Source organism: Dolichospermum sp. UHCC 0259 (assembly GCF_009711935.1).
GTDB lineage: Bacteria > Cyanobacteriota > Cyanobacteriia > Cyanobacteriales > Nostocaceae > Dolichospermum.
In genome coordinates, this window is record NZ_VIKX01000265.1 from 26093 (window position 1) to 49970 (window position 23878).

The 23878-nt window shown below is 35.9% G+C and carries 16 protein-coding genes and 1 other RNA gene; 10 read left to right on the top strand and 7 right to left on the bottom strand.

Annotated features, from left to right (window positions below; translation table 11 throughout):
- Window positions 1–215: 215 nt before the first annotated feature.
- The gene (locus FJR05_RS22420; RefSeq protein WP_168646154.1) at window positions 216–701 is read left to right on the top strand and encodes a hypothetical protein; all 486 of its coding nucleotides are present in this window, start codon (window positions 216–218) and stop codon (window positions 699–701) included.
- Between the two features lie 24 nt (window positions 702–725).
- Here the strand turns inward: FJR05_RS22420 and FJR05_RS22425 are convergent, their stop codons facing one another.
- The gene (locus tag FJR05_RS22425; RefSeq protein ID WP_168646155.1) at window positions 726–1007 is read right to left on the bottom strand and encodes a TMEM165/GDT1 family protein; all 282 of its coding nucleotides are present in this window, start codon (window positions 1005–1007) and stop codon (window positions 726–728) included.
- 29 nt (window positions 1008–1036) lie between these two features.
- Entirely contained in the window at window positions 1037–1414 is a 378-nt protein-coding gene (locus FJR05_RS22430) for a TMEM165/GDT1 family protein (protein WP_168646156.1), read from the bottom strand.
- A gap of 284 nt (window positions 1415–1698) precedes the next feature.
- Here FJR05_RS22430 and FJR05_RS22435 point away from each other — a divergent pair, with 284 nt between their 5' ends.
- Complete coding sequence (locus tag FJR05_RS22435) at window positions 1699–3705, top strand: RNA-binding domain-containing protein (protein ID WP_168646157.1); 2007 nt, start codon at window positions 1699–1701, stop codon at window positions 3703–3705.
- 31 nt (window positions 3706–3736) lie between these two features.
- Here FJR05_RS22435 and FJR05_RS22440 read toward each other — a convergent pair whose 3' ends face one another.
- Entirely contained in the window at window positions 3737–4087 is a 351-nt protein-coding gene (locus FJR05_RS22440; RefSeq protein ID WP_168646158.1) for a YkgJ family cysteine cluster protein, read from the bottom strand.
- A gap of 165 nt (window positions 4088–4252) precedes the next feature.
- Here FJR05_RS22440 and psb30 point away from each other — a divergent pair, with 165 nt between their 5' ends.
- Window positions 4253–4372, top strand: coding sequence for a photosystem II reaction center protein Ycf12/Psb30 (psb30, locus tag FJR05_RS22445; RefSeq protein ID WP_168646159.1), 120 nt, complete (start codon window positions 4253–4255; stop codon window positions 4370–4372).
- A gap of 112 nt (window positions 4373–4484) precedes the next feature.
- Here psb30 and recJ read toward each other — a convergent pair whose 3' ends face one another.
- Window positions 4485–6530: a single-stranded-DNA-specific exonuclease RecJ gene (recJ, locus tag FJR05_RS22450; RefSeq protein ID WP_168646160.1), complete on the bottom strand. Its 2046-nt coding sequence runs from the start codon at window positions 6528–6530 to the stop codon at window positions 4485–4487.
- A 346-nt stretch (window positions 6531–6876) separates the two neighbouring features.
- Here recJ and FJR05_RS22455 point away from each other — a divergent pair, with 346 nt between their 5' ends.
- Complete coding sequence (locus tag FJR05_RS22455) at window positions 6877–7764, top strand: hypothetical protein (RefSeq protein WP_168646161.1); 888 nt, start codon at window positions 6877–6879, stop codon at window positions 7762–7764.
- A gap of 81 nt (window positions 7765–7845) precedes the next feature.
- Window positions 7846–10848 (top strand): HEAT repeat domain-containing protein, encoded by a 3003-nt coding sequence (locus tag FJR05_RS22460; protein WP_168646162.1) that lies wholly within the window; start codon window positions 7846–7848, stop codon window positions 10846–10848.
- Window positions 10849–10859: 11 nt separating this feature from the next.
- Here the strand turns inward: FJR05_RS22460 and FJR05_RS22465 are convergent, their stop codons facing one another.
- Complete coding sequence (locus tag FJR05_RS22465; protein WP_168646163.1) at window positions 10860–16568, bottom strand: alpha-2-macroglobulin; 5709 nt, start codon at window positions 16566–16568, stop codon at window positions 10860–10862.
- Window positions 16569–16672: 104 nt separating this feature from the next.
- Between FJR05_RS22465 and pbpC the strand changes: the two genes are divergently transcribed.
- Both pbpC and FJR05_RS22475 read left to right on the top strand, forming a co-directional pair.
- Window positions 16673–19030, top strand: coding sequence for a penicillin-binding protein 1C (gene pbpC, locus FJR05_RS22470; protein WP_254447020.1), 2358 nt, complete (start codon window positions 16673–16675; stop codon window positions 19028–19030).
- A 115-nt stretch (window positions 19031–19145) separates the two neighbouring features.
- Window positions 19146–19292 (top strand): hypothetical protein, encoded by a 147-nt coding sequence (locus FJR05_RS22475; protein WP_168646164.1) that lies wholly within the window; start codon window positions 19146–19148, stop codon window positions 19290–19292.
- A 139-nt stretch (window positions 19293–19431) separates the two neighbouring features.
- Here FJR05_RS22475 and FJR05_RS22480 read toward each other — a convergent pair whose 3' ends face one another.
- Window positions 19432–19707, bottom strand: a complete 276-nt coding sequence (locus FJR05_RS22480; RefSeq protein WP_168646165.1) for a hypothetical protein — start codon at window positions 19705–19707, stop codon at window positions 19432–19434.
- A gap of 160 nt (window positions 19708–19867) precedes the next feature.
- Window positions 19868–20023 carry a lmo0937 family membrane protein gene (locus FJR05_RS22485; RefSeq protein WP_168646166.1) on the bottom strand — a complete coding sequence of 52 codons (156 nt, stop codon included), beginning with the start codon at window positions 20021–20023 and terminating at the stop codon, window positions 19868–19870.
- 433 nt (window positions 20024–20456) lie between these two features.
- On the opposite strand from FJR05_RS22485, the gene FJR05_RS22490 reads away from it, so the two are divergent.
- From FJR05_RS22490 to FJR05_RS22500, 3 genes are all read left to right on the top strand, one after another.
- Complete coding sequence (locus FJR05_RS22490; protein WP_168646167.1) at window positions 20457–21164, top strand: hypothetical protein; 708 nt, start codon at window positions 20457–20459, stop codon at window positions 21162–21164.
- An 85-nt stretch (window positions 21165–21249) separates the two neighbouring features.
- An RNA gene (rnpB, locus tag FJR05_RS22495) (RNase P RNA component class A) lies at window positions 21250–21614 on the top strand.
- A gap of 224 nt (window positions 21615–21838) precedes the next feature.
- Complete coding sequence (locus tag FJR05_RS22500) at window positions 21839–23794, top strand: ATP-binding protein (RefSeq protein WP_168646168.1); 1956 nt, start codon at window positions 21839–21841, stop codon at window positions 23792–23794.
- Window positions 23795–23878: the final 84 nt, after the last annotated feature.

Here is a 23878-nt window from a genome sequence, read left to right on the forward strand (position 1 = left end):
AATAATCAGTCTATTGAATTGGATTTTCTGGACGTAGAGACATTAAGTTTTGCAGATTTGTGAATTATTTGTTAATTAAACTTCAAATTTGTTTACAAAATCGTCTGAAACGGCTTTAATAACTCTATTTTTTTGTTTGTAACAGTTAATTGATATTTGTTGTCAAAATCATTGTTTTAGTTAGACTCTAAGAATACAACAAAGCAATTATTCTTATGAACGTTATTTCTAACCTCGATTTGAAAAGGTCAACTTGGCAAACAGCTATTCTGTTGACTTTGGGCTTTTGGTTGAGTGCTAGTCTGGTTTTAGATTGGGTAATTATGCCTAGTCTTGCCGTTGCTGGGATGATGAATGAAGCAAATTTTTCTACAGTCGGTTATGTGGTTTTTGGGAATTTTAATCGTTTAGAATTATTGTCTGCTGCTGTGGTTTTAACTGCTGTGTTAGCTATTAGCAAAACTCAATCTAATTGGCGTTTGGGTAGCATTGCTTTATCTGGACTTCTGTTAATAATCGTATTTCTAGATACTTATTTCTTAACTCCCCAAATGTGCGCTATGGCGGCTAATTTTAGCTTACTCCCTCGTGATGCAATGCCACCAACAATGAATTTATTGCACAGCGGTTATTTTCTGTTGGAAGTCTTAAAGGTGGTTGGAGGAGGTGTGCTTTTAAATTGGTGTTGGCGGGAAGCTTAAAGTCAGAGTTTTTTGCTTTTTGAATTATTCCTCGTCACTTTTGGGTAATAATAGACGGATGGCGAGGATGGCAAAACCGACGGCAGCGATCGCTTTTAAAATGCGTGTAGGTAAAAATTGGGACACTGCACCACCAGCTAATGCGCCCAGGAGACTTGTCAATACTAAAGCGCCTGCTGTACCAAAAAATATCGCTTTTCGAGATTGTCCTTGTCCAGAAAGTGCGATCGCTGCTAACTGACTTTTATCACCCAATTCTGATAAAAATACCGTGACAAAGCTTAGTCCTAAAAGATGCCAGTTCATAATTCCCTAATTCACAATATTTACAACTATTAACCCTGGATCACATCCCACACCAACATAACGGAAATTAACAGCAACATCACCCCGGCTGATTTCTCGACGGTTTTCGGGCTGAGTTTTGTGGATATCCAGCCACCTAATAATACTCCCAGTAGGCTAGTAGTTATTAATGCTACCGCTGAACCCAGAAAAACCACCCAAGGAGCATGAGATTCTGCACTCATTAACAAAGTGGAAAGTTGGGTTTTATCACCAATTTCTGCGAGAAAGATAGTAATAAAGGTTGTCCCAAAGACCATAAATGCGGATTCTTTTGGTTGAGGATGATCTTTAACTATAGTTTGATGTAGCTGGCTTTCAGTTTCTGATAAGTGGGAAATGCTGGCAGGTGGAGTATCAAGTTTCACAGGCGCTATTTTTGTCTCTAACTTGTTTTCATATTCTTTTCATTTTCTCATATTGTTGTCATAAATTGCAACTGGACTGAATTAAAATGTGAGATTGAGTAAAAATAAAAACAGCTATAAACAAGTATAAACAAAGTACAAGTTAACTACTTACTCGTAGATAAATAGCTAATTACGGCTGTAAGTAGATCGCTACTGACTTAGATAGAAAAAATTTTTAAGTTGTAGAATGTGATTTGGTATGACCAGATTTGCTTGTCCCAATATCCAAAGTTATAATAAGTATGAATATATTACCTATTAATCTTGATGATTTAATCCACGCTCGCTCAGTCGAGTCTGTGAGGATAGAATTTAAAAAAAGTTGGTCAGAGGAGATTAAACAAATATTGCTTCGGAGTATTTGTGCCTTCGCTAATGATTTTTTTAATTTAAATGGTGGATATATCATTATTGGCATCGAAGATAAAAACGCTCAACCTATTCTTCCTCCTCATGGACTAGATGGACAAAATTTAGACGCAATTCAGAAATGGATTCGTGGTAACTGCAAGCGAATTGTCCCAGAATATCAGCCAGTAATCTCTCCTGAAATTTATCAAGATAAACAGATATTAGTAATTTGGGTTCCGGCTGGAGATGTTCGTCCATATCAAGCGCCGAAAATCGTGATTGATAAAAAAGATATGAGAACCTTGAGTGATGATGATAAGGGTAACTACTATTACGTTCGCCAAGTAAGCGAAACTATTGAAGCTAAAGGCGAAATATTGACTCAATTAATGCAAATGGCTGCAAAAGTTCCATTTGATGATCGTCGGAATTTAGCTGTGTCTATTGATGTAATTTCTCCAACCCTGGTCAGAAATTTTTTGTCAGATATCAAGAGTGAATTAGTTTCACCTAGTCATGTAATTCCCGAATTGGATTTATATCGAAATCTGCGAATTACTGCACCAATTAATAGTCATGAAGTACCAAGAAATGTTGCTTTATTATTCTTTATTGATAATCCAGAGCAATATTTTCGTGGTGCAAGAATTGAAATTGTGCAATTTGGTGATGATACCGGAGGCAATTTAATAGAAGAAAAAATATTTCGAGGACCATTACATCATCAACTTCGTCAAGCTTTGGATTATTTGAATAACTTCAGCACAAGGATGGTTCGTAAAGTTCCAAATCAAGCTACTGCTCATAGAACTGTCGCTTTTCCTTATGAAGCTATGGAAGAAGCTTTAGTGAATGCAGTTTACCATCGCAGCTATGAAGGCGTTCCAGAACCAGTTAAAGTATATCTTTACCCTGATCGTTTGGAGATTATTAGCTATCCTGGACCAGTGCAAGGTATTGAAATGAGACATTTTCAACCAGGGGTAATGATTCCTCCTGTTCCTTATCGAAATCGGAGAATTGGAGAGTTTTTAAAGGATTTACATTTGGCAGAAGCTAGAGGCACAGGTATTCCGAAAATTCGCCGCAAGATGACAGAAAATGGTTCACCAGATCCAATCTTTGATTTTGATGAAACACGAACTTACTTCCGCGTAATATTACCCGCACATCCACAATATATTGTTATTCATGCACTGAGAGAAAGTTCTCATTTATGGGCTGTAGGTGAACGACAAAGAGCTATATTAAATTTAGAATCATCCCTGAGTCAAGTTCCCAAATCAGGAGCATTAATCGCTCAAATTATTGAATATAAAACATCATCGGGAGATTTTATTGCCGCTGAGAAATTATTTAGGGATATTGAATCTGACTTGACTATTATGGATCGCCATTTGCCTTACACTGCTATAGCAAAAATTCTTTTAGATCAAAGAAAATTTAATGAAGCTTCAGTAATTTTAGAACAAGCTCCTTTACCCATACAAGTTAGTGATACAGTAGAGTTGGCAATTTTATATAAACGTGCCAAGCGTTTTCAGGAAGCTCATAGAATTTTTGCCGATAATTATGAATTTATCAAGGATGATCCTAAGTCTCTTCAGGAGTATGCCCAAACTAAAATTAATCTCTCTAAAATTAATAGAGATATGCACACAAAAAGACGATTAAATCGGGAAGCTGTAGAATTACTTCGTCGTGCAATTCAATTATCTGATGATAAAGTCAGAAATGCTTGGTGTTGGTTTGATTTGGCAAAAACATTAAATTCATTACGCACATCTGAAACTGAGATTCTTCAAGCTTATAGCAAAGCGATGGAACTATTGCCTGATGAACCTCGTTTTCGAGAATCCTATGAAGCACGCAGACGGAAAAAGGATGATGGCTGTTAGTTTCTTCCAGTCATAAATTATTATGGAATCATCAAAAACCGACAGCTTGATCAAAACGGATTTGTTCTAAACTGCGATCGCCATACACCCCTTCAATTTGCTGACGACAACAAGCGATCGCAAAATCGTTGACATCCTCCGCTTCAATTCCATACATCTCTTCAAAAGTCTCTGCTTCCACCCGACAGAACCGGGGACGGGTAGAATAGATTTTACACTCCCGCGTACCATGATCATAATTTACGCACCATCCCCCTTCACCTACCATACTGAGATAAAGTTCTAAATCCGGTGGTGAAAGATACTCTTCTAAGTCTGGACGATCTGCTGGTGTTAGGTTACAGCAAGCGCCACACTGAGATATACATTGCCAAGTAGCCATATTTTTAACCTTCTAGTATTCCTGTTATTCTACTTTTCTATGACTTTTTCTATAATTTTGTGAACTAAATTAAATTTTAGATCCCCTAAACAGATATGATGAGTTGCGGGTTTTGCGATTGAATTATTAAATCTTTTTAAACCATTAAAATCACTGGGAGGAAAAATGGACATTTTAGCTAACATCAATTGGGAAGTCGTCTTGCAATTAACTTGCGTGGGACTAATCGTGGTTTCCGGGCCTATAGTAATCTTCCTTCTAGCATTTCGCAACGGCAACCTGTAAATTGGGTAATTGGTAATTGGTAATTGGTAATTGATAATGCTTTGTCTAATCACCAATTACCCGTTGAAGATAATAAAATCTTGAATGACCCGTTTAAAAGAGTTTGTAATTTTTAAGTTATCGCAGAGGCAGACAAAGCCTGAATTGCAGTTTGAATAATTCCCTCATAGACAGGTTGAGATAAATTTACCTGTTCTGCATTGTCACGGTTGAAACCTAACAGACCAAATTTATCCTCTGGCCGCATGACTAAAACCTTACCTTCAGAATTTTTAACTCTTAATTCCCGACTCATACCATTTTCATAGATTCCACAGGTATATTGACGCTGTTTATATTCAAAACTAGCGCGTGATTGATTTGATGAATTAGTGAAAAGTTCAAGAACGTGATTTGGGAGTTTTGCACCGATTAACTCCATTTCAATGGTAGTTTTGCCATTAAAGTTATTTTCTCGTAGTTTGTAAGCAATATCCAATCTTGATGGTAAGGGGAAATAGTCACCCCAACGCCATGCTATACCTTTAATTTCTTGACGCTGATTGTCTATAGTTTGGGATACAGTTAATTTAATGTGACCTTTACCAACTATTTTCTGTTCAATCACTTGAACATTAGGAGTCCAAAAAATTGGATCTGAGTTATCAATACCGCAAGGGTGGAGAATATTTAACTGTTGGAAAAGATCCTGATTAATTTCGTGAATATTAACTTGAGTATCTATTTTCAAAAGCGGTTTCAGGTGTTGAGGTTCTAAACACTGATTTGCAAATGCGGATAACCGCAACCGAAATTCTGGTAAATTCTCTGCTGGTAAAGAAAATCCTCCCGCTGCTTTGTGTCCTCCAAATTTACCTAATAAATCTCGACAAATATCTAAAGCTGCAAATACATGAAATTCAGGAATTCCCCGCGCTGAACCCCGAATTATGCTTTCATTTTCGTAAGTTCCAATAAAGACAGGAACACCATAACGTTCTAGTAAGCGAGAAGCCACAATCCCAATAACACCATGATGCCAATTATCTTTAATAACAACTAATACCCGGTCTTTTTGTAAAGAGGTTACATATAAATTTTCAACAATAGCAATAGCTTCTTTTTCAATTTCTTCGCACATTTGTTGACGTTGAGTATTAGTTTGTTCACACTGGATAGCTTTGGCTAGTGCAATACTAAAATCATCGGTTGTGAGTAAATCAATCACAATTTGGGGATCACCAATTCTGCCGATAGCATTAATTCTTGGTCCTAATCGAAAACCAATATCTTCAGGTTTTAAAGATGGGGGATTTTGTTTTTTTTCTCCTTCGCTGGCTTGAACTCCGGCAATTTGAATTAATGCTTGTATTCCTGGTAATGTAGATTTTGGTAATATATTTAAACCTCTTTTTACCCAGCGACGATTCACACCAGTTAAAGGGGCTAAATCGGCAATAGTTCCTAATGTAAATAGGGCTAAAAGTGGCTGTACTAAACCTTTGATTTCTCCTAATTGTTGGGCTAAACAAACAGCTAAAATATAAGCCACACCCACACCAGCCACACCTCGATAAGGGGAAGATTCAGCGATTAGTTTCGGGTTAAGAATTGCGTTAGCTGGGGGTAATATTTGGGGAATATCATGATGGTCTGTGATAATAACTTGTAAACCCAATTCTCTAGCTTTGGTAATTGGTTCAACGGCAGAAATTCCATTATCTACGGTGAGAATTAGTTTAACACCTTCATCATGAAATTCTTGGACAATGCGGTTATTAATGCCATAACCATCGTGCATTCGACTGGGGATAGCATAATCAACATCAGCACCTAACGCGCGGAGACTGCGGAGTAGTAATGCAGTGCTAGTCATGCCATCTGCATCATAGTCGCCACAGATAGCTATTTTATCTTGATTGGCGATCGCCATTTCCAATAATTCCACACTAGCAGCTAAATCAGGAAATTCCTCCAAAGGAGAAGGTAAATTCAGAGATTCAGGATCTAAAAATATTTTGGCATCTTCTGGGTTTTTCATCCCCCGATTAATTAACAATTGGCTAATAATGGGGGAAATATTCATTAAATTTGCTAATGTTAAACTAGCTTCGGCATTTGTTACTGCAATTTGCCAACGTTGATTAGGTAAGCGTCTAATTGATTGGTTATTGTTCATTGCCAATTTCCGTCTTTTTCATTGATCATGGTGCGTTATATCGTCGCTAACACAACCTAAGTATCTTTTTTAAAATCAAATATTATTCCTATATAGAACTCATATTGGATTCTTGAGAAAATTAGGTATTGTAGGGTGCGTCAGACTGCATAAATTCTATCAACAAACAGATTTGTAATATCTGACGCACCCTACGTATATTTTCATAAATCAAATATTATTCCTATATTCATAATACATAATTCAGTATTTTTAATGATTTATTAACAATTCTTACTACAAAACCGATAGTATCTTCATGTAGAATCTGTTTTGATACAAAACTCCAAATACCAAGTGATTAACCATGAAAAATTGGCAGTACAAATTATTTGTAGGCTTACTTTGTTGTGCCTTTTTAGTTTTCGGGTGGCAAAATAGAGTATTAGCCGAAGAAATTACTAGCAACAATACTCCAATTCTCAAAGCAGAATTAGCCCAATTAGAAGTAACTCAAAATGTCTATGACTATCTATTGCAATATCAACCAGAAACTTATAATTTGCTAACAAAAACATTAGCAGATAGTATTGAAGATGCCAAAGAACCACTAGCAGATGAAGTAGTTAATAATCTTTGGGCTTTATCTGCAAATAATCCCCAAGTAAAATCGAGAGAAAATAATGGCAAAGTAGAATATTTGATGTCAACTTGGAAATACACAAGTAACCCAAGTACAGATTGGCCAATAGGTGCAAAGAAATCACTACCTTATCAAACTTGGTTTACAGCAGTACCACAAGTTCAAGAATTTTGTCAAAAATATCAACCCATTGATAGCAATATTCCTGATAATGTTGAACTATCATTGCGGTTACAACAGTATTTGGGATTAATCTTAAATAAATATTCCACCAAAACCCATTTTGTGGAAATGTGGGTAAAAGCGGAAGATTTAACTAGACCATGTATTGATGGAGAAATTAACGATTCTAGTTGTGATCTTTTACCTTTACCTGTTCCTGATAGTAGTCCTGTAGTCAAGGCAATATACACCAATTCCTACACCAATGCTAAAAAAGAATATTATCCTTGGTCTGGTTTAGGTTATACCTACGATTGGGGAAATACTCTAAAACCCCATCAAGGACCAAGTGAATTTATTATTAACCCCACTCCAGAAAAACCTGTAGAAGTGGAAGTTGTTTCTGTGACACCGACGCAACAATATTGTCGGAATCAGATTGTACAGTAAGATTTTTTGACACCCATAAGGGCAAATTCAGCTTTAATCACTGTAGAATTGGACTAACTGCCCAATTTTTAAGTATTATTCATGACCAAGAATGCTAGACCAACTTTCTTAGGATTGGTGAAAATTGCCCTTTTGGGATGTTCATTTCCCCTATTGTTAACAAGTAATGATTGGATAAAAATAAACACTTGGCAAGATGATAGCCTAGTGTATGCACAAACACCAACCCAGTCTATACCGAAACCTGTTCAACCGAATAATATAACAAACACAAATCCACCAATTCAGGAACAAAAGCAGAAGCAGGGTGATAAATCTGATGTTAATAAAAAGCAGGATTTACCTTCAACACCGCAACCTATTCAACCGACTAATGTAAAAACCACAAATCCATCAAATCAGGAAGAAAAGCAGGAAGAGGGTGATAAATCTGATGCTGATAAAAAGCAGGATTTATCTTGGACTTTTCAACTATCTTTACTTGGCTTTGTTGTGGTTTTATATCTGGGAGTGCTTCGGTTTTTTCCTCTTTTACTCCTAAGGCTACCTGCTGAAGTTAAGATTCCAAAAACACCATTTACTGAAACAGAGTACAAACTACCAGTTGGTGTTGTAATTTGGCTCAAATACCGTCCTATGGTTCTGGATGCTTGGGTTAAGAAATATATTGATACTTTTTATAATAAATTTTTGGAAAAAGAAACTGTTGGTGATCGCAAGGATTATGTTTCTCTCCCAGTGAAATTAAATCAACAAGAGATTGAAGAACTAACAGCAGCAACTTTGAGGAAAACTTTTGAAAAAGAAAAGCGTGTACGAGTTCTAATTTGGGGTGATGGTGGTTCAGGAAAAACAACAATTGCTTGTCAAATAGCAAAATTGGCAATGGAACAAAAAGATGATTCCAAACGCCTGACTAAACACTTGATGTTGCCAGTTTTGATAGAAGACGAACTTGATTTGCAATCTGGAGAGGGCATTAAGCCACTGATGGAAGCAATTGTTGGAGAGATTCAAGAATTAATTGACAGTGAGCAAACGATTATTGATGAATTACTGGTAGAACAACTTTTACGTCAGCGCAGGATTTTGCTGATTGTGGATCATTTTTCTGAAATGAGTGAACAAACCCATAAAAAAATTAATCCAGATAGTCGAGGATTTCCTGCTAATGCCTTGATAATTACCTCTCGAATTGAAGAAAAACTTAAAGGAATTGATGCGAAGATAGAAACTCTGTGCTTTGATGGTGGAAAGTTGGCATATTTTATTGAGCAGTATTTGAAAGAATCGAAAAAATGGCATCTTTTTGAAGATGAACAAGAGGAATTTTTACAAGAGTGCGCTCAACTTGCACGCATAGTTGGTGATAAAAAATCAATTACAGTTTTGTTAGCTAAACTATATGCAGAGCGGATGATTAACGCTAAGGAAAATTTCTCTGCATCTGAAAATTCCCTTGACAACATTCCTGATTTAATAATTGATCACTTAGAAAAGCTAAATCAGCAAGGGGAAAGGGAAACTAGAAAGCCATATCCTACAGTTATTGATGATGCCAAGTTAATTGCTTGGAAATGCTTGGAGCAGAAATATAAGCCAAGTTATATAGAATTTACATCTGTAGTTAACGACTTGGGTGAAGATGCAGAAAAATCACTTGAGTATTTTGAAAAAAATCTCCGTCTAATTAGGCAGGGACATAAAAAAACAATTGGTTTTGCTTTAGATCCATTGGCTGAATATTTAGCTGGGCTATATTTAGTCGAGGATAATTTTAGGGATAATGAAGAATCCTGGCACAAGTTTTTAGCACAAGCAGATAGTAAATCTGGTGAAGAAATTAAGGGCTTTTTACTTGCAGTAAGAGAGTGTTGTTTAGCAAAAGGATCAAAGGCAAAAGTACCTGATTTTGTTATTGAGGAACTGGGTAAACTGACTGGAATAGATCCAGATGCGGAAAAAACAGAGCAAATGAAGCGACGTATTCGCCGCTTAATTAATGACCTTTTTGTGCCAGAAGTCGAGGATAGAAAACGTGCTGCCGAGGAATTAGGGAAAATTGGCATAGCTGCAAAATCTGCTGTTCCTGCTTTACTGATAGCTTTGAAAGATGAAAATCCTGGTGTACGTCTTTGGGTGGTTAGAGCATTAGAAAATTTACAGAATAATTCAGAGTCTGTTCTACAAGGGTTACTGACATTACTGAAAGATGATGATTATTGGGTAGGGGTAGCTGACTGTGCTGCTAAAGCTCTGTCCAAGTTAGGTAATGCCTCTGAAGCAGTGCAACAAGAGTTACTTTTGTGTTTGAAAAATGATAGCTATCAAGTTCGTAGTAAGGCTGCTGAAGTGTTGGGGAATTTAGGCGATTGCTCACAGCTAGTGATAGAAGCTTTACTTCTTAAATTGGAAGATCCTGAGTATCACGTGCGTCTTAGTGCTGTTACAGCCTTGGAAAAGTTAGGTGATGCCTCACAGCCAGTGATAGAAGCTTTACTTCTTAAATTGGAAGATCCTGAGTATCAAGTGTGTCGTCGTGCTGCTTCAGCTTTGGGTAAGTTAGGCGATCGCTCACAATCAGTCATACAAGCTTTGCTTGTTAAGCTGGAAGATTCTGATTTTGGAGTACGCTTTGATGCTGCTATATCTTTGGGTCTCTTAGGTGATGCCTCAGAGACAGTAATACAAGGATTGGTAAAACGCCTGGAAGATAAAGAGGCTTCAGTACGTGATGGAGCTATCATCGCCTTTTCCAAGTTAGGTGATACCTCAGAGTTAGTACAACAAAGGCTAATAGGAAAGCTGAAAGATGAGAATCATTGGGTACGTATGAGAGCCGCTGAGGTGTTGGGCAAATTAGGCATAGCCTCAGAGTCACTGCTACAGGCACTACTAGCGCGATTGGAAGATACAGAATTTATTGTGTGTCTCAAGACAGTTGAGGCTTTGAGCAAGTTAGGTAATCCTCCAGAACCAATGTTACAAGCACTTCTTCCCTGGCTGGAAAATAAGGATGATATGGTGCGTAGGGTTGCAATGGAAGCAGTGGAAAAATTGACTAACTTATCTGAAACCTCTTAGCTATAAAAGGATCACTTACTTTCCTCCAGTATTAAAGTGGAATCTGCACTGCGTCCAAATTCTTCTGGTGCATATTGAAGATGAACTTCCGCACCTGGCCAAATAAATGTTCCAGGAGTCACAGAACGAACTAAATAATGTAAACTATAAACTCCTGGTTCTAGATGATTTGCATAGGAAATAATCCGATCTTTATGGATAGTTTTATATCCTAATTGCCAATTATCGGCTTTTGCTTGTAATACTGGTGTCGCAGTTTGAAAACTATCATCTACAGCTTCAAATCCTGCGGGTAAGGGGTCTTTTATGACTACATGATCTACAGGATGATCTGTAATTACTTCTAAACCAATATCAAAGACTTGTCCAGGTTGTAAGGTTAAAGGTTTATCAAAAGCATACATTCCAGTTTTTTGGATAATTTTCTCTTCATTAACTTTACTAATTTCTCGCGTTACTCGTAAACCGTTAAATCTTCCTAGTTGATTTCCTTGTAAACGATATTTGTAAGCTACTAAATAATGTAATCTACCTCTGCCAGATTTTTGTAACCATAAATCATGTTTACCTTGAGGTAATTTATTCATGGGGACATTTATTTGTAAGTTAGGATTTTGATAGCCATTAAAACGGGTTTCTCCTAATTGCTGATTTCCTAATTTTACAGTAGTCATAAAATTAGGTGGTGTAGGTTGCAGTTGGCTATATGCAACTAAAGCTGTGAATGCCTGGGCGTTATTATAACTAGATTCCCATGTTCCATCTCTGCGTAAATTGAGAAGACTTTGCAGTAATTTATCAATGATTTCTGGGTTAGTTTTTTGGTCAATAAATAGCTGTAAGGCTTGCGCTTGGGTGACAGTATTTGAACTCATCCAACTCCAAGTTTTGGGTAAATTTACAACTGCGCTACGTCCAGTTTCATAGATATTTTTTTGAAACTCCACTCGCATAATTTGGGCTTGGTTTTGCCATTCAGGAAATTGATATAAATATCTGGCTAATTTGATTTGAGTAACTAGATCAAAATTATCACGTTGTTGATAAATATCTGACAAGAAACTATTGCGTTTATCTCCTAATTGTGCTAAGGCAATTAAAGAATTTAGTTGAAGTTGAGATTTACAGAGTTTCTGTTTACAAAAGTCATATTGTCCAGGATTAGCGAGAACATTTTGCAGATAAGTTTTCAGACTAGAGATAATTTTACTATCCACTAAATCAGGAAAGATTTGATTAGCTTTAACTAAAGATTCTACCGCATAACTAGAAACCCAAGGATCGGATTTTTCTTGTCCTGGAAATGCTGCAAAACCACCATCTGCTATTTGCAATTTTTGTAATTGTGCAATTGCTAATTTTGCTTGTTCTTGAGGATTAAATTCGGCAAAGGTTTGATTATATTTTTCTGTGAGAGTTTGCAGACTTGCAGCAATTAATAATTGACTGGCGGCGGGTTCTGCAAATGGTAAATCATTATTTTCTAAAACTTGTTTTGCAGGTGCTTTAATTGCGGGAATTAAGGTACTAGCTAATTGAATATCTAAACCTCCAACTTCGCGGAAGGTATTTTTATCAATATTCAGGGGAATTTTTACCTGTCTTTCACTCACACCAGTTTCCACAACTTGTTCAGTAATTTCTAAAGGTTTAATTTCCAACGGGACAGTAAAAGCATCAGCGATATTATTTAATTGGCTGGTAAATGTCACCTTACCTTCGCCCATATTACCCGCTATCATGGGGAAACGATAAGCCTGGGTTGCTGACTCGGCTTTTGGTTGTAATGTGGTGGTTTTGGGGTTATTTTCCGCGAAGTTGAGAGAACCGCTAAGTTCACCGTTAATAGTCAGATTTCCAGTGTTTGCGGTGGTGTTGGTGACTGATAAACCTGCCAAAATGCGATCGCCTGTACGGGCAAATTGTGGCAAAATAGCATTAGTTATGAGTGGCTTTGTGGTGATAAATGTTGCGTCACCATTCCCAAACCGCAAATTTCCATCTGTAGCGACAACCATTATCCGCCATGTGGTTAAATTATCGGGTAATTTAAAGGTGATTTTCGCTTTACCATTTTCATCACTAATTACCGAACCATTGTAATAAGCTAAAGCTTGAAAATCTTCACGAATCCGAGTATTTGCTAAAGCATTGGATAAACCTCCACCATAACCCCAACCTTTCGGTAAAATTTGCGCTAATGGTGCTAATTTAACATCACGACGATTATCACTAAATCGGGTAGAAATTGGTTGTTCTGCATAAACAGTATCTACCAAATTTGGCGGACGATAACCAGTTAATTGTAACACCGCTTCATTCACCACCATCACAGTAAATTGTCCTTTGGTGGGAGTTCCTTGATTATCTTTTAATTCCAGTTCTACAGTTGTTTCTTTTCCCGGTTCTAAAGATTTTTCAACGGGGTTAACTTGTACCTTTAAATATTTATCTTCTAGGTTAACTTTAAAAGGTGAAAACCCAATTTTGGCTAAATTCTCTAAACTTCCCGGTTCTATTTGATTCAGCGGTTTACCTTGTCTGACTAATACCGCTTCTACTGCTGCATTAGGTAACATTTCTGGGGTAATTGTAAACTGAATTTGGGGCGCACCTCCTTTAATTTTCATCACTTGTTGATAGAGAGGTTTATCTTTAATCACCGCAAAATATAATTCTCCTTCTGGGTAGGGAGATTGAATTAAAGCTGTAGCAGTATCTCCAGGTTTAAACTCTTTTTTATTTAATTTAATTTCTAATTTATCTTTTTCTTCTTCACCCCAAAATACTTGATTTTCTCCTGTCACCCAAATTGGTAAATCTGTGGCTGTAATTTCATCTCTACTATCACTAAAATTAGCGCGAATGCGATATGAACCTGATACATTAGGTTTGAAATTCACTGTTTGAGGAGTATTCCTAGATGTAATATCTGTTTTCCCAACAGTTTGATATTCAACTTGATTTTGTGGAGTTTTACTACCTTCAACAATTTTGGTAACGCTGCTATATTTCATCTGTTGTAATTCCAGATGTATTCTTTGATTTTCTAGAGGTTTTCCCGTTGCGTCAGTGACAATAAACTCTACAGGAAAATCCTTACCAGCGTCAGCGACAAAATTACTTTTTAAACCAATCAGTCTATTATTAGGTAAAGCGGTAAAAGTTTGGGAATTAGCAACTGATAAATTAGAAACATCCCTAATTTGCACGTCTACCCGGTAAGTCATGGGGTAGGGTAAATCTTTAGCTACAGTTACAGTTTGATTACTTTTCCCATTCGGATCTAATTTAGTGTTAGTTTGCAAGACATCATTAGTCACATTCGGACTTTCTTCCGGCCAAAACCATTGTCTTCCAAAACTAAATTCTTCCCAACCTTGAGGGATAAAATTAGTTTGTTGACGAGTAACAAAATATTTTGCTTCTCCTCCTTCCACTGGGGAACCAAATAAATAATTACTTCCTACTTGCACATCAATTTTGTCATCAATTACTGCAAATTTTTTATTTAATTGTAAATCAACTTTAAAATTGGGAGGTTTAAATTCCGCTACCCGAAACTCTCCCGAAATTTCTTGTCCCTTGTTACCTGTAGCTTTGATAGTATAAAACCCTAAAGGCTGATTTTTAGGAATCGGTAACTCTAAAGAAAATGTACTAAATTCGTTAGTTGTTTTTGTGCCTAAATCTATATTTTTCCCAGTAGTATTGACTAAAGTTAATTGATAGACTGCATTTTTATCTTCTTGAATTTTACCTTGTTCTAAATAATTTGCAAAAGCAGTAAAAGCAGCTTTTTCTCCGGGTTGATATAACTGTCTATCAGAAAAGATAATTCCTCTTGATTCTGGTTTTTCAGTTTCCCAACCTGCATCAATTCCATAACCATAAGCACCACTATATTCTTCATTTCTAGTAAATGCCCAATCTTTATTTTCACTGGCAATTACTAATAATTGTGGTAAACTAGATTTCAATTTGGGATAACATTGTATTAATTGATTATTGTCAATTATCAAAATTCCCTTTTCATCAGTTTTTCCCGTTGCACAAGGTACAGGTTGAGGACGAAATTTATCCTCTAATTTTGATTGATAAATTTCAATATTTGCTGCTTTAACTGGTGAACCATCACTAAGATGATGAACCCGAATTAAACCCGATTCTGGAAACCATTGAAAAAAGACACCTAAATTGGTTAATTGAACCATGCCATAAGTTGTTGGTTCTCTCCACAATTGTTTACCATCTTCTTGATATTTATGAGTTCGCGCTTGCACTCCATAGGCTAACATTCCCTGACGATTACCTAATTTTTCTTTGAGGGGAACATTGATATTTACTGACTGATTTTGCTTATTCCTAATTTTGAACTCTTGCCATTTAGCAGGTTCGGGTAATAAATCATTAGCAGTATTTGTATAAACTAAATCTGTGGGTTTAACAATGCGATAAGCGGCTTGATACTTTGACTCTGGTAAATTAATGGTATCAATATTAATTTGTAAGTCTTTATCTGTAGGAAAAATATTTAACTCGGAAGGGGCTGAAATATTCCCAGCTATATCACCAGTATCATATTTAATTGTGACTGGTTTATTTAAAGTTTGTCCAAATTTATCTTTAATATTTCTCTCAATATTAATTGTATAAGTGGTAGCTGGTTCTAAAGCATAGGGATTAATGCTGATAATTCTATCTTCTCCAGAAATTTGCAAAACATTATCAATATTTTTAGGTACTGGCTGAATTTTAATATTGTCCTTAACAGAATCTGCTAATAAAATGTTATTAAATTCTAACTGAGGACTACCTTTAATAAATCTGCCATAAGTTCCTCCTGAATCTGGTTCTCCATAAGGTTTAACTCCCACAAATTTTAAAGGTGAATAAGTCGCTAATTTACTGACAAATTCTTTCTGACTGGGTAAATTACCATTAGCAGGAAGAATACCCGGAGAAAATTTTAACCTGTAAGCTGTGGCTTTCTCTAGATTTCGGACAGGAGTAAGATTATAAACCCAATTCTTAACTGAAGGATCAAATTTTTCTAAAGGATCTAAATTTTCTGGTGTTTCTTCCTTCGCTAATTCCACCTTGAAAACCACACCTTGGGTTTTACCTTCAGGAATTAACTGTAAATGCTTTTGCACAGAATCTAAATCTAATTCTAAATTAGAGGTAAATTGCAACTTTGGTTGTAAATCAATTGGTTCAACCGGGGCTTTTTCAATCGGGTTAACTCCTGGTAAATTAGTGATTTGAATAGATTCAGTATTAAAAGTCCAAGCCAAATCTTGATTTAAACGATGATTTTTTAAATCCGCTAAACCTGCTTTGAGAGTAACCTTAACTCGCGTTGCTTTCGGTATGGCTTTATCAGCTTGAAAACCCACCATACGCGGAGTTAAAAAGCGAAATTGTCCAGGTAAAGGAGGCCAAATCGCAAATTTAGTTAATAAACTTTGCTGCTGGGAACTATCCAGACTTTCAACAGGAATTAAAGCTTCTTTAAACCGAATACGAATTTGACTGGTAGGTTTCGCATCTCCCACAGGACTGATTTGTTCTATCCAATTTGGTAACTTTGGCGTGATTAATGACTCAACAGCGGGTAATTTTTCATTACCTGATTTAATCCCAATAAAATTACAACCTGTCATTCCGAATACAAGAGTGATAATAACCAGGAACTTAAAGATTTTTATGATCTTCATATTAAATAAATGCAAAAAATATTAGCAACAATTCGCTACTGTGTATATAGATAACTAATCTAGCCTGACAAATTCCTAAAAACTATACAATTCTTAACATTATTATGAATTTACTAACTCGTCTCCTCAAAACTCTTACTCTTCGTGCCTTAGCCACTCTGCGTGAGATAAAATCATATAAATTATTGAAGCTAAAGCGCAACTACAAACTAAATAAAATTATTGTCTCTGGCATTTTAATCTGTTTATTAATCCGATTATGTCCTTATTTTGCACCTATTCATAGTATAGATATTGTTCAACATCAATTAGCAATGGAGTTTACAGATCGTAACAATTTACCATTAGGAACTGTATTAACCAGTGATCAAGAAAATACCTCAGTTGTCAAATTAAATCAAGTTTCACCACAATTTATCAAAGCAATTTTAGCCGCTGAAGATGGTAGTTTTTATCAACATGGGGCGTTAGATTTAAAAGCAATTTTTCGGGCGATAAAAATAGCAATTGATCAGAAAAAGATTGTTTCCGGTGCTTCTACAATTACGATGCAATTGGCGAGAATGTTGGATAATTCACCTCGGACATTTACCGCAAAATTAAAAGAAGTTTGGTTATCTTGGCGATTAGCTGCGGGAATGAGTAAAGATGAGATTTTAGCTGCTTATATTAATCGTTTACCTATGGGGGGAAATATTTATGGTGTGGAAGCTGCGGCGCGAATTTACTTTTCTATTCCTGCGAGTGATTTAAACTTAGCCCAAGCTTCTTTTTTAGCAGCAATTCCAAATAATCCTACTTATTTTAATCCTTATCAACATCAAAAAAGATTACAGCAACGACAGAAATATGTTTTAAACAGAATGGTACAGGAAAAATATATTTCTGATGCAGAGGCGCAACAAATATCTCAAGAAAAAGTGATATTTCAACCCCGTCAACAGGGAATTATTGCTGCACCACATTTTTTATTTTGGTTAGCCAAACAAAACAACACACCTAATCAAGAATCATCACCTATTCGCACGACAATAAATCGCCCTTTACAGCAATTTGTGGAAGCACAAGTACAACAAGTGATTTCCTCTTTAAAGGCTAATAATGTCCATGATGCAGCAGCGGTGATAATTGACAACTCCTCTGGGGAGGTTTTAAGTTATGTCGGTTCGCCTGATTATTTTAATGATGTGAAATCCGGGCGAAATGATGGAGTTCAAGCCTTACGTCAACCTGGTTCTACATTAAAGCCATTTGTCTATGAATTAGCTTTAGAAAAAGGAGTAATTAGTCCTCATACGATTTTGCCAGATGTTCCTACCCATTATGCAATTCCGGGAGCCAAATTATATAGTCCTACAGATTATACTAATAGCTTTCTTGGTCCAGTGAGAGTCAGAGTTGCTTTGGCAAATTCTTTAAATGTACCTGCGGTAAAGGTATTAGAAAAAGTGGGTGTAGCAACTTTTTTAAATTGCTTGCATGAGTTGGGTTTTGCACATCTAAATCAAGATGCTGAATATTACGGTTTGGGTTTGACTTTGGGTAGTGGTGAAGTGAATTTGTGGGAACTGGCTAGGGCTTATTTAACTATGGCTAATATGGGGAAAAATACGCCATTGGTAACTACATTAAACAGTTCTTCAAATTCCGTTTCCCCAAGTTCAGTTTCCGGCAATTGGCGATTAATTATTGATATGTTAAGCGATCGCTATGCCAGATCCACAGCTTTTGGTGTAGACTCAGTGTTAAATTTGCCCTTTCCCGTCGCTGTCAAAACTGGAACTTCTTCAAACTATCGTGATACCTGGACAGTGGGCTTTAGCCGTGATTATACTGTGGCTACCTGGGTGGGAAATTTCAACGGTGAACCCATGCGTCAGATTTCCGGTGTCACGGGGGCTGCACCTTTGTGGAACAGAATCATATTACATCTGCATGAACATCAAACCCCGGCTGATTTTCCGCCTCCAGAGGGCATGATAAAATTGCCAATCTGTGCGACAACAGGGTTAAAACCTACACCTAGCTGTACTTCCATAGTTCAGGAATATTTCTCTGTAAAAGATAAAATTGCTTATGAAAAATCTACGGATTTTCATTTATCACCTGTGTATGATCAATGGTTAGCAAAACAGCCACAATTGCATTTTAATTCTGATAATTTCCGAATTATCTCTCCTCGTAATGGGGATTTATTTCTGCTGTATCCATCTGGAGATAGACAGCAAAAATTAGAATTTAAAGCTGCTGGAACATTAAATCAGCCTGTGGAATGGTGGATAAATGATCAGCATTTATCTACACAATCAACTAATGGGATGTTTTGGCATTTACGTCCTGGTAATTGGAAGCTGGAAGCCAGAAGTGGTAAGATGCACGATCAAATAAAATTTCAAGTAGACGTAGGAAATATTCAGCCTAAAAAACAAGGTTTTTCTGTAGCCAATCCCACTAAATTATAAAATATTATAGATTGATAAATTTTCAATAATCAATTAAATTTTTTATCCGGGATTTGATCAATTAAATTCGATAATGTAAATAGATGTGAAAGTTTTGAGTAAGTAAAAAATAGTTATGAAGAATACAGAAAAATGCAAGTCTGCCAAGAAAAAACAGTCTTTTATTCCTGTTGATATTGGTACTCCTAAAGTACCAGTTCGCAAAACTAAAGCGAAAAATCAACAGTCTGAATCACTCAGCGACTGGGAACACGCGAGTTAAATGAATAGTAAATTGCTGTGCATTAAAATTTCCTTTTGACCCGATGTTTAACACTTTCACAATAGCTATAATTACTAAACCCGCAATGATATTAATATTCATGGCGACAGTTGCGGTGTTAAAGAAAAAGGAGAGAATGCTATGGAGTAATTTTCCATGCCATCAAACTAATAAGCACCAGCAAACCTAATGCTCTCCGAAAGTAATTAACGCCTTGAAATAATTCTTCCCAAGCCCAAGTAAACAAAGAACCAAAAGCTATTAAGTCCAATCCTAGATTGATTTTACCTGTTGTAAAAACTATCTTTAATAAACTAGCTACAATCCAGACAATCAGGGTTAGATTTGGCATCTGAGCTATAACAATTCTGCCTTCACTATCCCGAAATACTTGATCAAACAATGTATTTTCCATTAAATTTATCTAATCTAAAATGTTGATCTGATTAAGTTTAGCCCTAACGTTATGATAGTTGTCTTTCATGAGAATTAACATATCACAAATTTGAGCTAAACTTCGTAACTTGCTTGTGAGTCAGAGTTTTCCTGAAAAGCAAATTGATTCCCAACTGTGATTATACAATACGTCTTCCTATAAATAAATTGTAGGCAACGCCAATTAGTGCCAAAACTAAAAGTAGGTGGATTAAGCTACCACCAATGTGAATTGAAAATCCTAACAACCAAAGAAGGAAAAGTACAACAACGCCACTCCAAATGAGATTCAACATATTTTTCTTGCCTATTTAGATAAAAGTGATAAAATTTTAGCCAAAATGAAAGATGGTTATCTCTCCAAAAGGAGATATTTTTATATTTGTCAATAAATCAATAAGACATAGCTCATAAAGAACTAAATTTATAACCTTTCTTGAAAAATGGTTGCTTTTTTAGGCCGCCTCTTCATGATAAAATAAAAATATTTTAATATCGTCTATAATTAGACATACATAAATGAATTGTGAAGAATAATTAGTATGAGTATTGGCTTACTCCACCCTAATTATTGGTTATTTGGTACTTGTTATGCTAAATTAGCAGTCGGTAAAAGGGAACGATGGTTTGAATGATGATATAAAAAAAGTTAAATACCATTTCATCAAAAAAATCATAGTTTAGACTATGTTACAATTTTAGAATTTGTAGAAAATCAGGGTTATAAAAATGCAAAGTGGTGACCAAAATCTGATTATTTTGATGATTTACATACTGACCGTCTATTGGACATTTAATCGCATGATTGAATCTATAGACGATATAGTAAAAGTTGATTTCCAAAAAGGTGCTGTTGATGATCAGTTGAAAGAACAAAATCTCCAAGACACTGTGGGTATTTCCTTCAAAACAGGTACTTATGGTTTGGATAAAGTAGAAACTGATCTCAAAGAGTTATCAATGAGTATTGAAAATAAATCAGATAGTATTGCCATATATGTTGACTGGGATAATAGTTCTTTCGTTGTTGAACATACCAAGCAATCTCGGCGCGTGATTCGCAAATCCCCAGATTTAACCCGCGATTTAGCTATACCTCAAGTTCCGACCATCATTGCTCCTAAAAAGACAATTTCTGAAAATGTTACCGCAGAAGATGTTTTTCAAAGAGATAAAGACTCAGGAATCTATAAACCAGCTTCGCCTTTAATTAATGTTGCTGCCATCAAAAAGAATGATAAACAAAAGAAGTTATACAAAGACTTTATAGATGGCAAAAAAGATTTAGAATTTTCATTACAAATTGTGCTGCGAATTTCGGAAATGAGAGTCGGTATTGCACCAGGAACAAATGTTCCTCCAGTGTCAATTATTAATTGTCCTTTTACGATTAAAAAGCTTCCTTGGACCTATGCGTTACCTTGGAATAAAAAGTGATATCTGAATATCTTCAACTTCTTGAAGAAGTCGGGGATCTGAATCTGGCGATTTTCAGGCAATCAAATGTAAAATAAAGAAAGAAGAGAGTAGGCGTAGGCAGTTGCAGATTAGTCATTAAGACTGGTTTGAGGAAAGTCCGGGCTTCCGAAAGACCAAACTTGCTGGATAACGTCCAGTGCGAGCGATCGTGAGGATAGTGCCACAGAAAGATACCGCCAGTCAATTTATTGGTTGGTAAGGGTGCAAAGGTGCGGTAAGAGCGCACCAGCAGCGTCGAGAGGCGTTGGCTCGGTAAACCCCGGTTGGAAGCAAGGCCGGAGGAACTACGGTTGGTCTTTTACCAGTTCCGCGTCAAAAGAGCCGCTAGAGGTGTTTGGTAACAAGCATCCCAGATAGATAACTGCCCTCGCAAGAGAACAGAACCCGGCTTACTACCGACTCTCTTTGAAAACGAATTATGGATGTTTTATTTTCCATAGTTCGTTTTTTCACAATAGTAGATTTAAGTTTTTTTGGAGAAAGGCGATAGCGAAGCGCTTCGCAGGAATCGCTCTATGATATTTAAGTGTAGATATAAAGTGGATATGTTCATGCAATGTATCAAGTTTGAATTGTCAAAAGGCGTGAAAAAACTATAATAGTAAATAAACAATAAATCAAATTTTCACTTTATGAGCTTCAACATAGATTTAAAAGAGCTTGCTGTTAGAGAAAGCGAGAGAGTAGAATGGAAGGAAAATGGAGATGATATTAATATAGTCAAAGAAATAGTAAAAACTATTTCTGCATTTGCTAACGACATTTCCAACTTTGGTGGTGGATATGTTGTTTGCGGAGCAAAAGAGATAAAGGACGAGTATGGTTTTCCTAAAGTCCAATATACAGGACTTAGTGCCAATAAATTAAAAGAAATTGAAGGTAAGGTAACTCAACATTGTCGGGATTATGTTCATCCGGCTTTGTCGCCCCTTGTGGATGAAAGGGAAAACCCAGAAAATAACAGTACAAAAATTTTAGTATTTATAGTTTTGGCAAGTCCTGATGCTCACGTTTATAGAGACGGACAAACCTCTACATATTATGTTCGTATTAGTCGAGAAACTAGAGAAGCAAGAAATGGTATTTTAACACAATTATTAATCAAAAAACAGAAAATAGAATATTTTGATAAACGGACAAATAATGCTGCTACAGAAGCCGATATTGATGTACTTGTATTTAGAGATAGTATACAGGAAATGGGATTAATTTTTCCTGAAAAATCATTAGAAGATTACTTGTCTGATAGAGAACAAATAGCAGAATTGGTTTCTCCATTGTTTGTGCGGACACATTTAGATGGTATATTACGCCCCAGAAATTTTACCTTATTGATGTTTGGTAAAAAAACAAGTATTACATCCAAGTTCCCAGAAGCATATACTATTTTATCAATATATAAAGGTACAGATCGCAGTGAACCAACAGCAGAACGTTATATTTTAACTGGAACAATAGTTGAGCAAGCTAAAAGATCCATAGAACTATTAAATACTCAAGCCTATACTGCATTTGATAAAACAAGCAGCAAACCAAATCAGGTTAAGTATCCCATGCGTGCTTTGCAAGAAGCAGTAATTAATGCTATTGTTCACCGTGATTATGAAGTGCCTGAACCAATTAGAATTACAGTATTTGCGGACAGAGTAGAAATTAAATCTCCAGGAACTTTACATTGGGGAGTTGATAAGGAAAAGTTTTTGCAAGGAAAAGCCAGTCCTAAATGGAGGAATCAGAGTTTTGCTTACTTATTTAATAAACTGCAATTAGCTCAATCAGAAGGTCAGGGTATCCCAACAATTATTCGGACAATGAGAGAAGAAGGATGTCCCGAACCAATCTTTGAAATTGAACCTGAAAGTCTAACTTGTATTCTTCCTGCACACCCAAGACATCAAATTATTAGAGAATTACAAGAAATTCAAGACAAAGTCATTTTACAGAAGTATCAAGAAGCTAAAACTCAAGTTTTAACACTCTTAGAAAAAGATTTATACAATTTTAGATCATTAGATTTGTATTGTGAAGTTATCGCTAAATTAAAACTTCCCAATGAACTTTATAATTTCCTGGAAACGAAGAAATTAGATTTTTACTTAGTTAATCCCAGCACACTCATCAATATTGCTGAAATACTTGCTTTTGATAAAGACAATATTAAATATCAAACCCTAGCAAATAGAGCCTTATCTGTTGCTATGTCTGGTAAAATAGAAGAAGGTCAAATTGCCAAAGCCGTTGTAAATCTTAAAAAGATAGGTGAACCAGAAGATGTGATAAAATTTGCAAGTGAATCTATGTTAAAATACCCTAATCTTGCTCATAATTCTACATTATTAGAAAAACGAGCAACTGCAAAAATGGATATGGCAAAAAAATGTATAGATGCAGGCAGAGATCGTAACAGCAATCCAAAAACAAAGGCAAGAGCATGGGAAATGTGCCGACAATTGCTAGAAGAAGCAGAAAGAGATTTGAATTTAGCGTTAGAAAATGCGGAAAATCCTAACGAGAAATTTTTCATTGAAAATGATATTAATTTCTTGAATAGAATGAAAAATATTTCTAGAAAACCATCCAATAAATAGCGTGCCTTGTATTTATACTTTATAATTTAGTAGTTTTTCACTCTCCCCCCACTTTCGAGAGTTTATAGGGTAGGTAGAAGTAGG

Bases quoted from the DNA above. Each gene is read 5' to 3' on its own strand.
- FJR05_RS22420 (WP_168646154.1), top strand. From the start codon at position 216: ATGAACGTTATTTCTAACCTCGATTTGAAAAGGTCAACTTGGCAAACA.
- FJR05_RS22425 (WP_168646155.1), bottom strand. From the start codon at position 1,007: ATGAACTGGCATCTTTTAGGACTAAGCTTTGTCACGGTATTTTTATCA.
- FJR05_RS22435 (WP_168646157.1), top strand. From the start codon at position 1,699: ATGAATATATTACCTATTAATCTTGATGATTTAATCCACGCTCGCTCA.
- FJR05_RS22440 (WP_168646158.1), bottom strand. From the start codon at position 4,087: ATGGCTACTTGGCAATGTATATCTCAGTGTGGCGCTTGCTGTAACCTA.
- psb30 (WP_168646159.1), top strand. From the start codon at position 4,253: ATGGACATTTTAGCTAACATCAATTGGGAAGTCGTCTTGCAATTAACT.
- recJ (WP_168646160.1), bottom strand. From the start codon at position 6,530: ATGAACAATAACCAATCAATTAGACGCTTACCTAATCAACGTTGGCAA.
- FJR05_RS22455 (WP_168646161.1), top strand. From the start codon at position 6,877: ATGAAAAATTGGCAGTACAAATTATTTGTAGGCTTACTTTGTTGTGCC.
- FJR05_RS22460 (WP_168646162.1), top strand. From the start codon at position 7,846: ATGACCAAGAATGCTAGACCAACTTTCTTAGGATTGGTGAAAATTGCC.
- FJR05_RS22465 (WP_168646163.1), bottom strand. From the start codon at position 16,568: ATGAAGATCATAAAAATCTTTAAGTTCCTGGTTATTATCACTCTTGTA.
- pbpC (WP_254447020.1), top strand. From the start codon at position 16,673: ATGAATTTACTAACTCGTCTCCTCAAAACTCTTACTCTTCGTGCCTTA.
- FJR05_RS22475 (WP_168646164.1), top strand. From the start codon at position 19,146: ATGAAGAATACAGAAAAATGCAAGTCTGCCAAGAAAAAACAGTCTTTT.
- FJR05_RS22480 (WP_168646165.1), bottom strand. From the start codon at position 19,707: ATGGAAAATACATTGTTTGATCAAGTATTTCGGGATAGTGAAGGCAGA.
- FJR05_RS22485 (WP_168646166.1), bottom strand. From the start codon at position 20,023: ATGTTGAATCTCATTTGGAGTGGCGTTGTTGTACTTTTCCTTCTTTGG.
- FJR05_RS22490 (WP_168646167.1), top strand. From the start codon at position 20,457: ATGCAAAGTGGTGACCAAAATCTGATTATTTTGATGATTTACATACTG.
- FJR05_RS22500 (WP_168646168.1), top strand. From the start codon at position 21,839: ATGAGCTTCAACATAGATTTAAAAGAGCTTGCTGTTAGAGAAAGCGAG.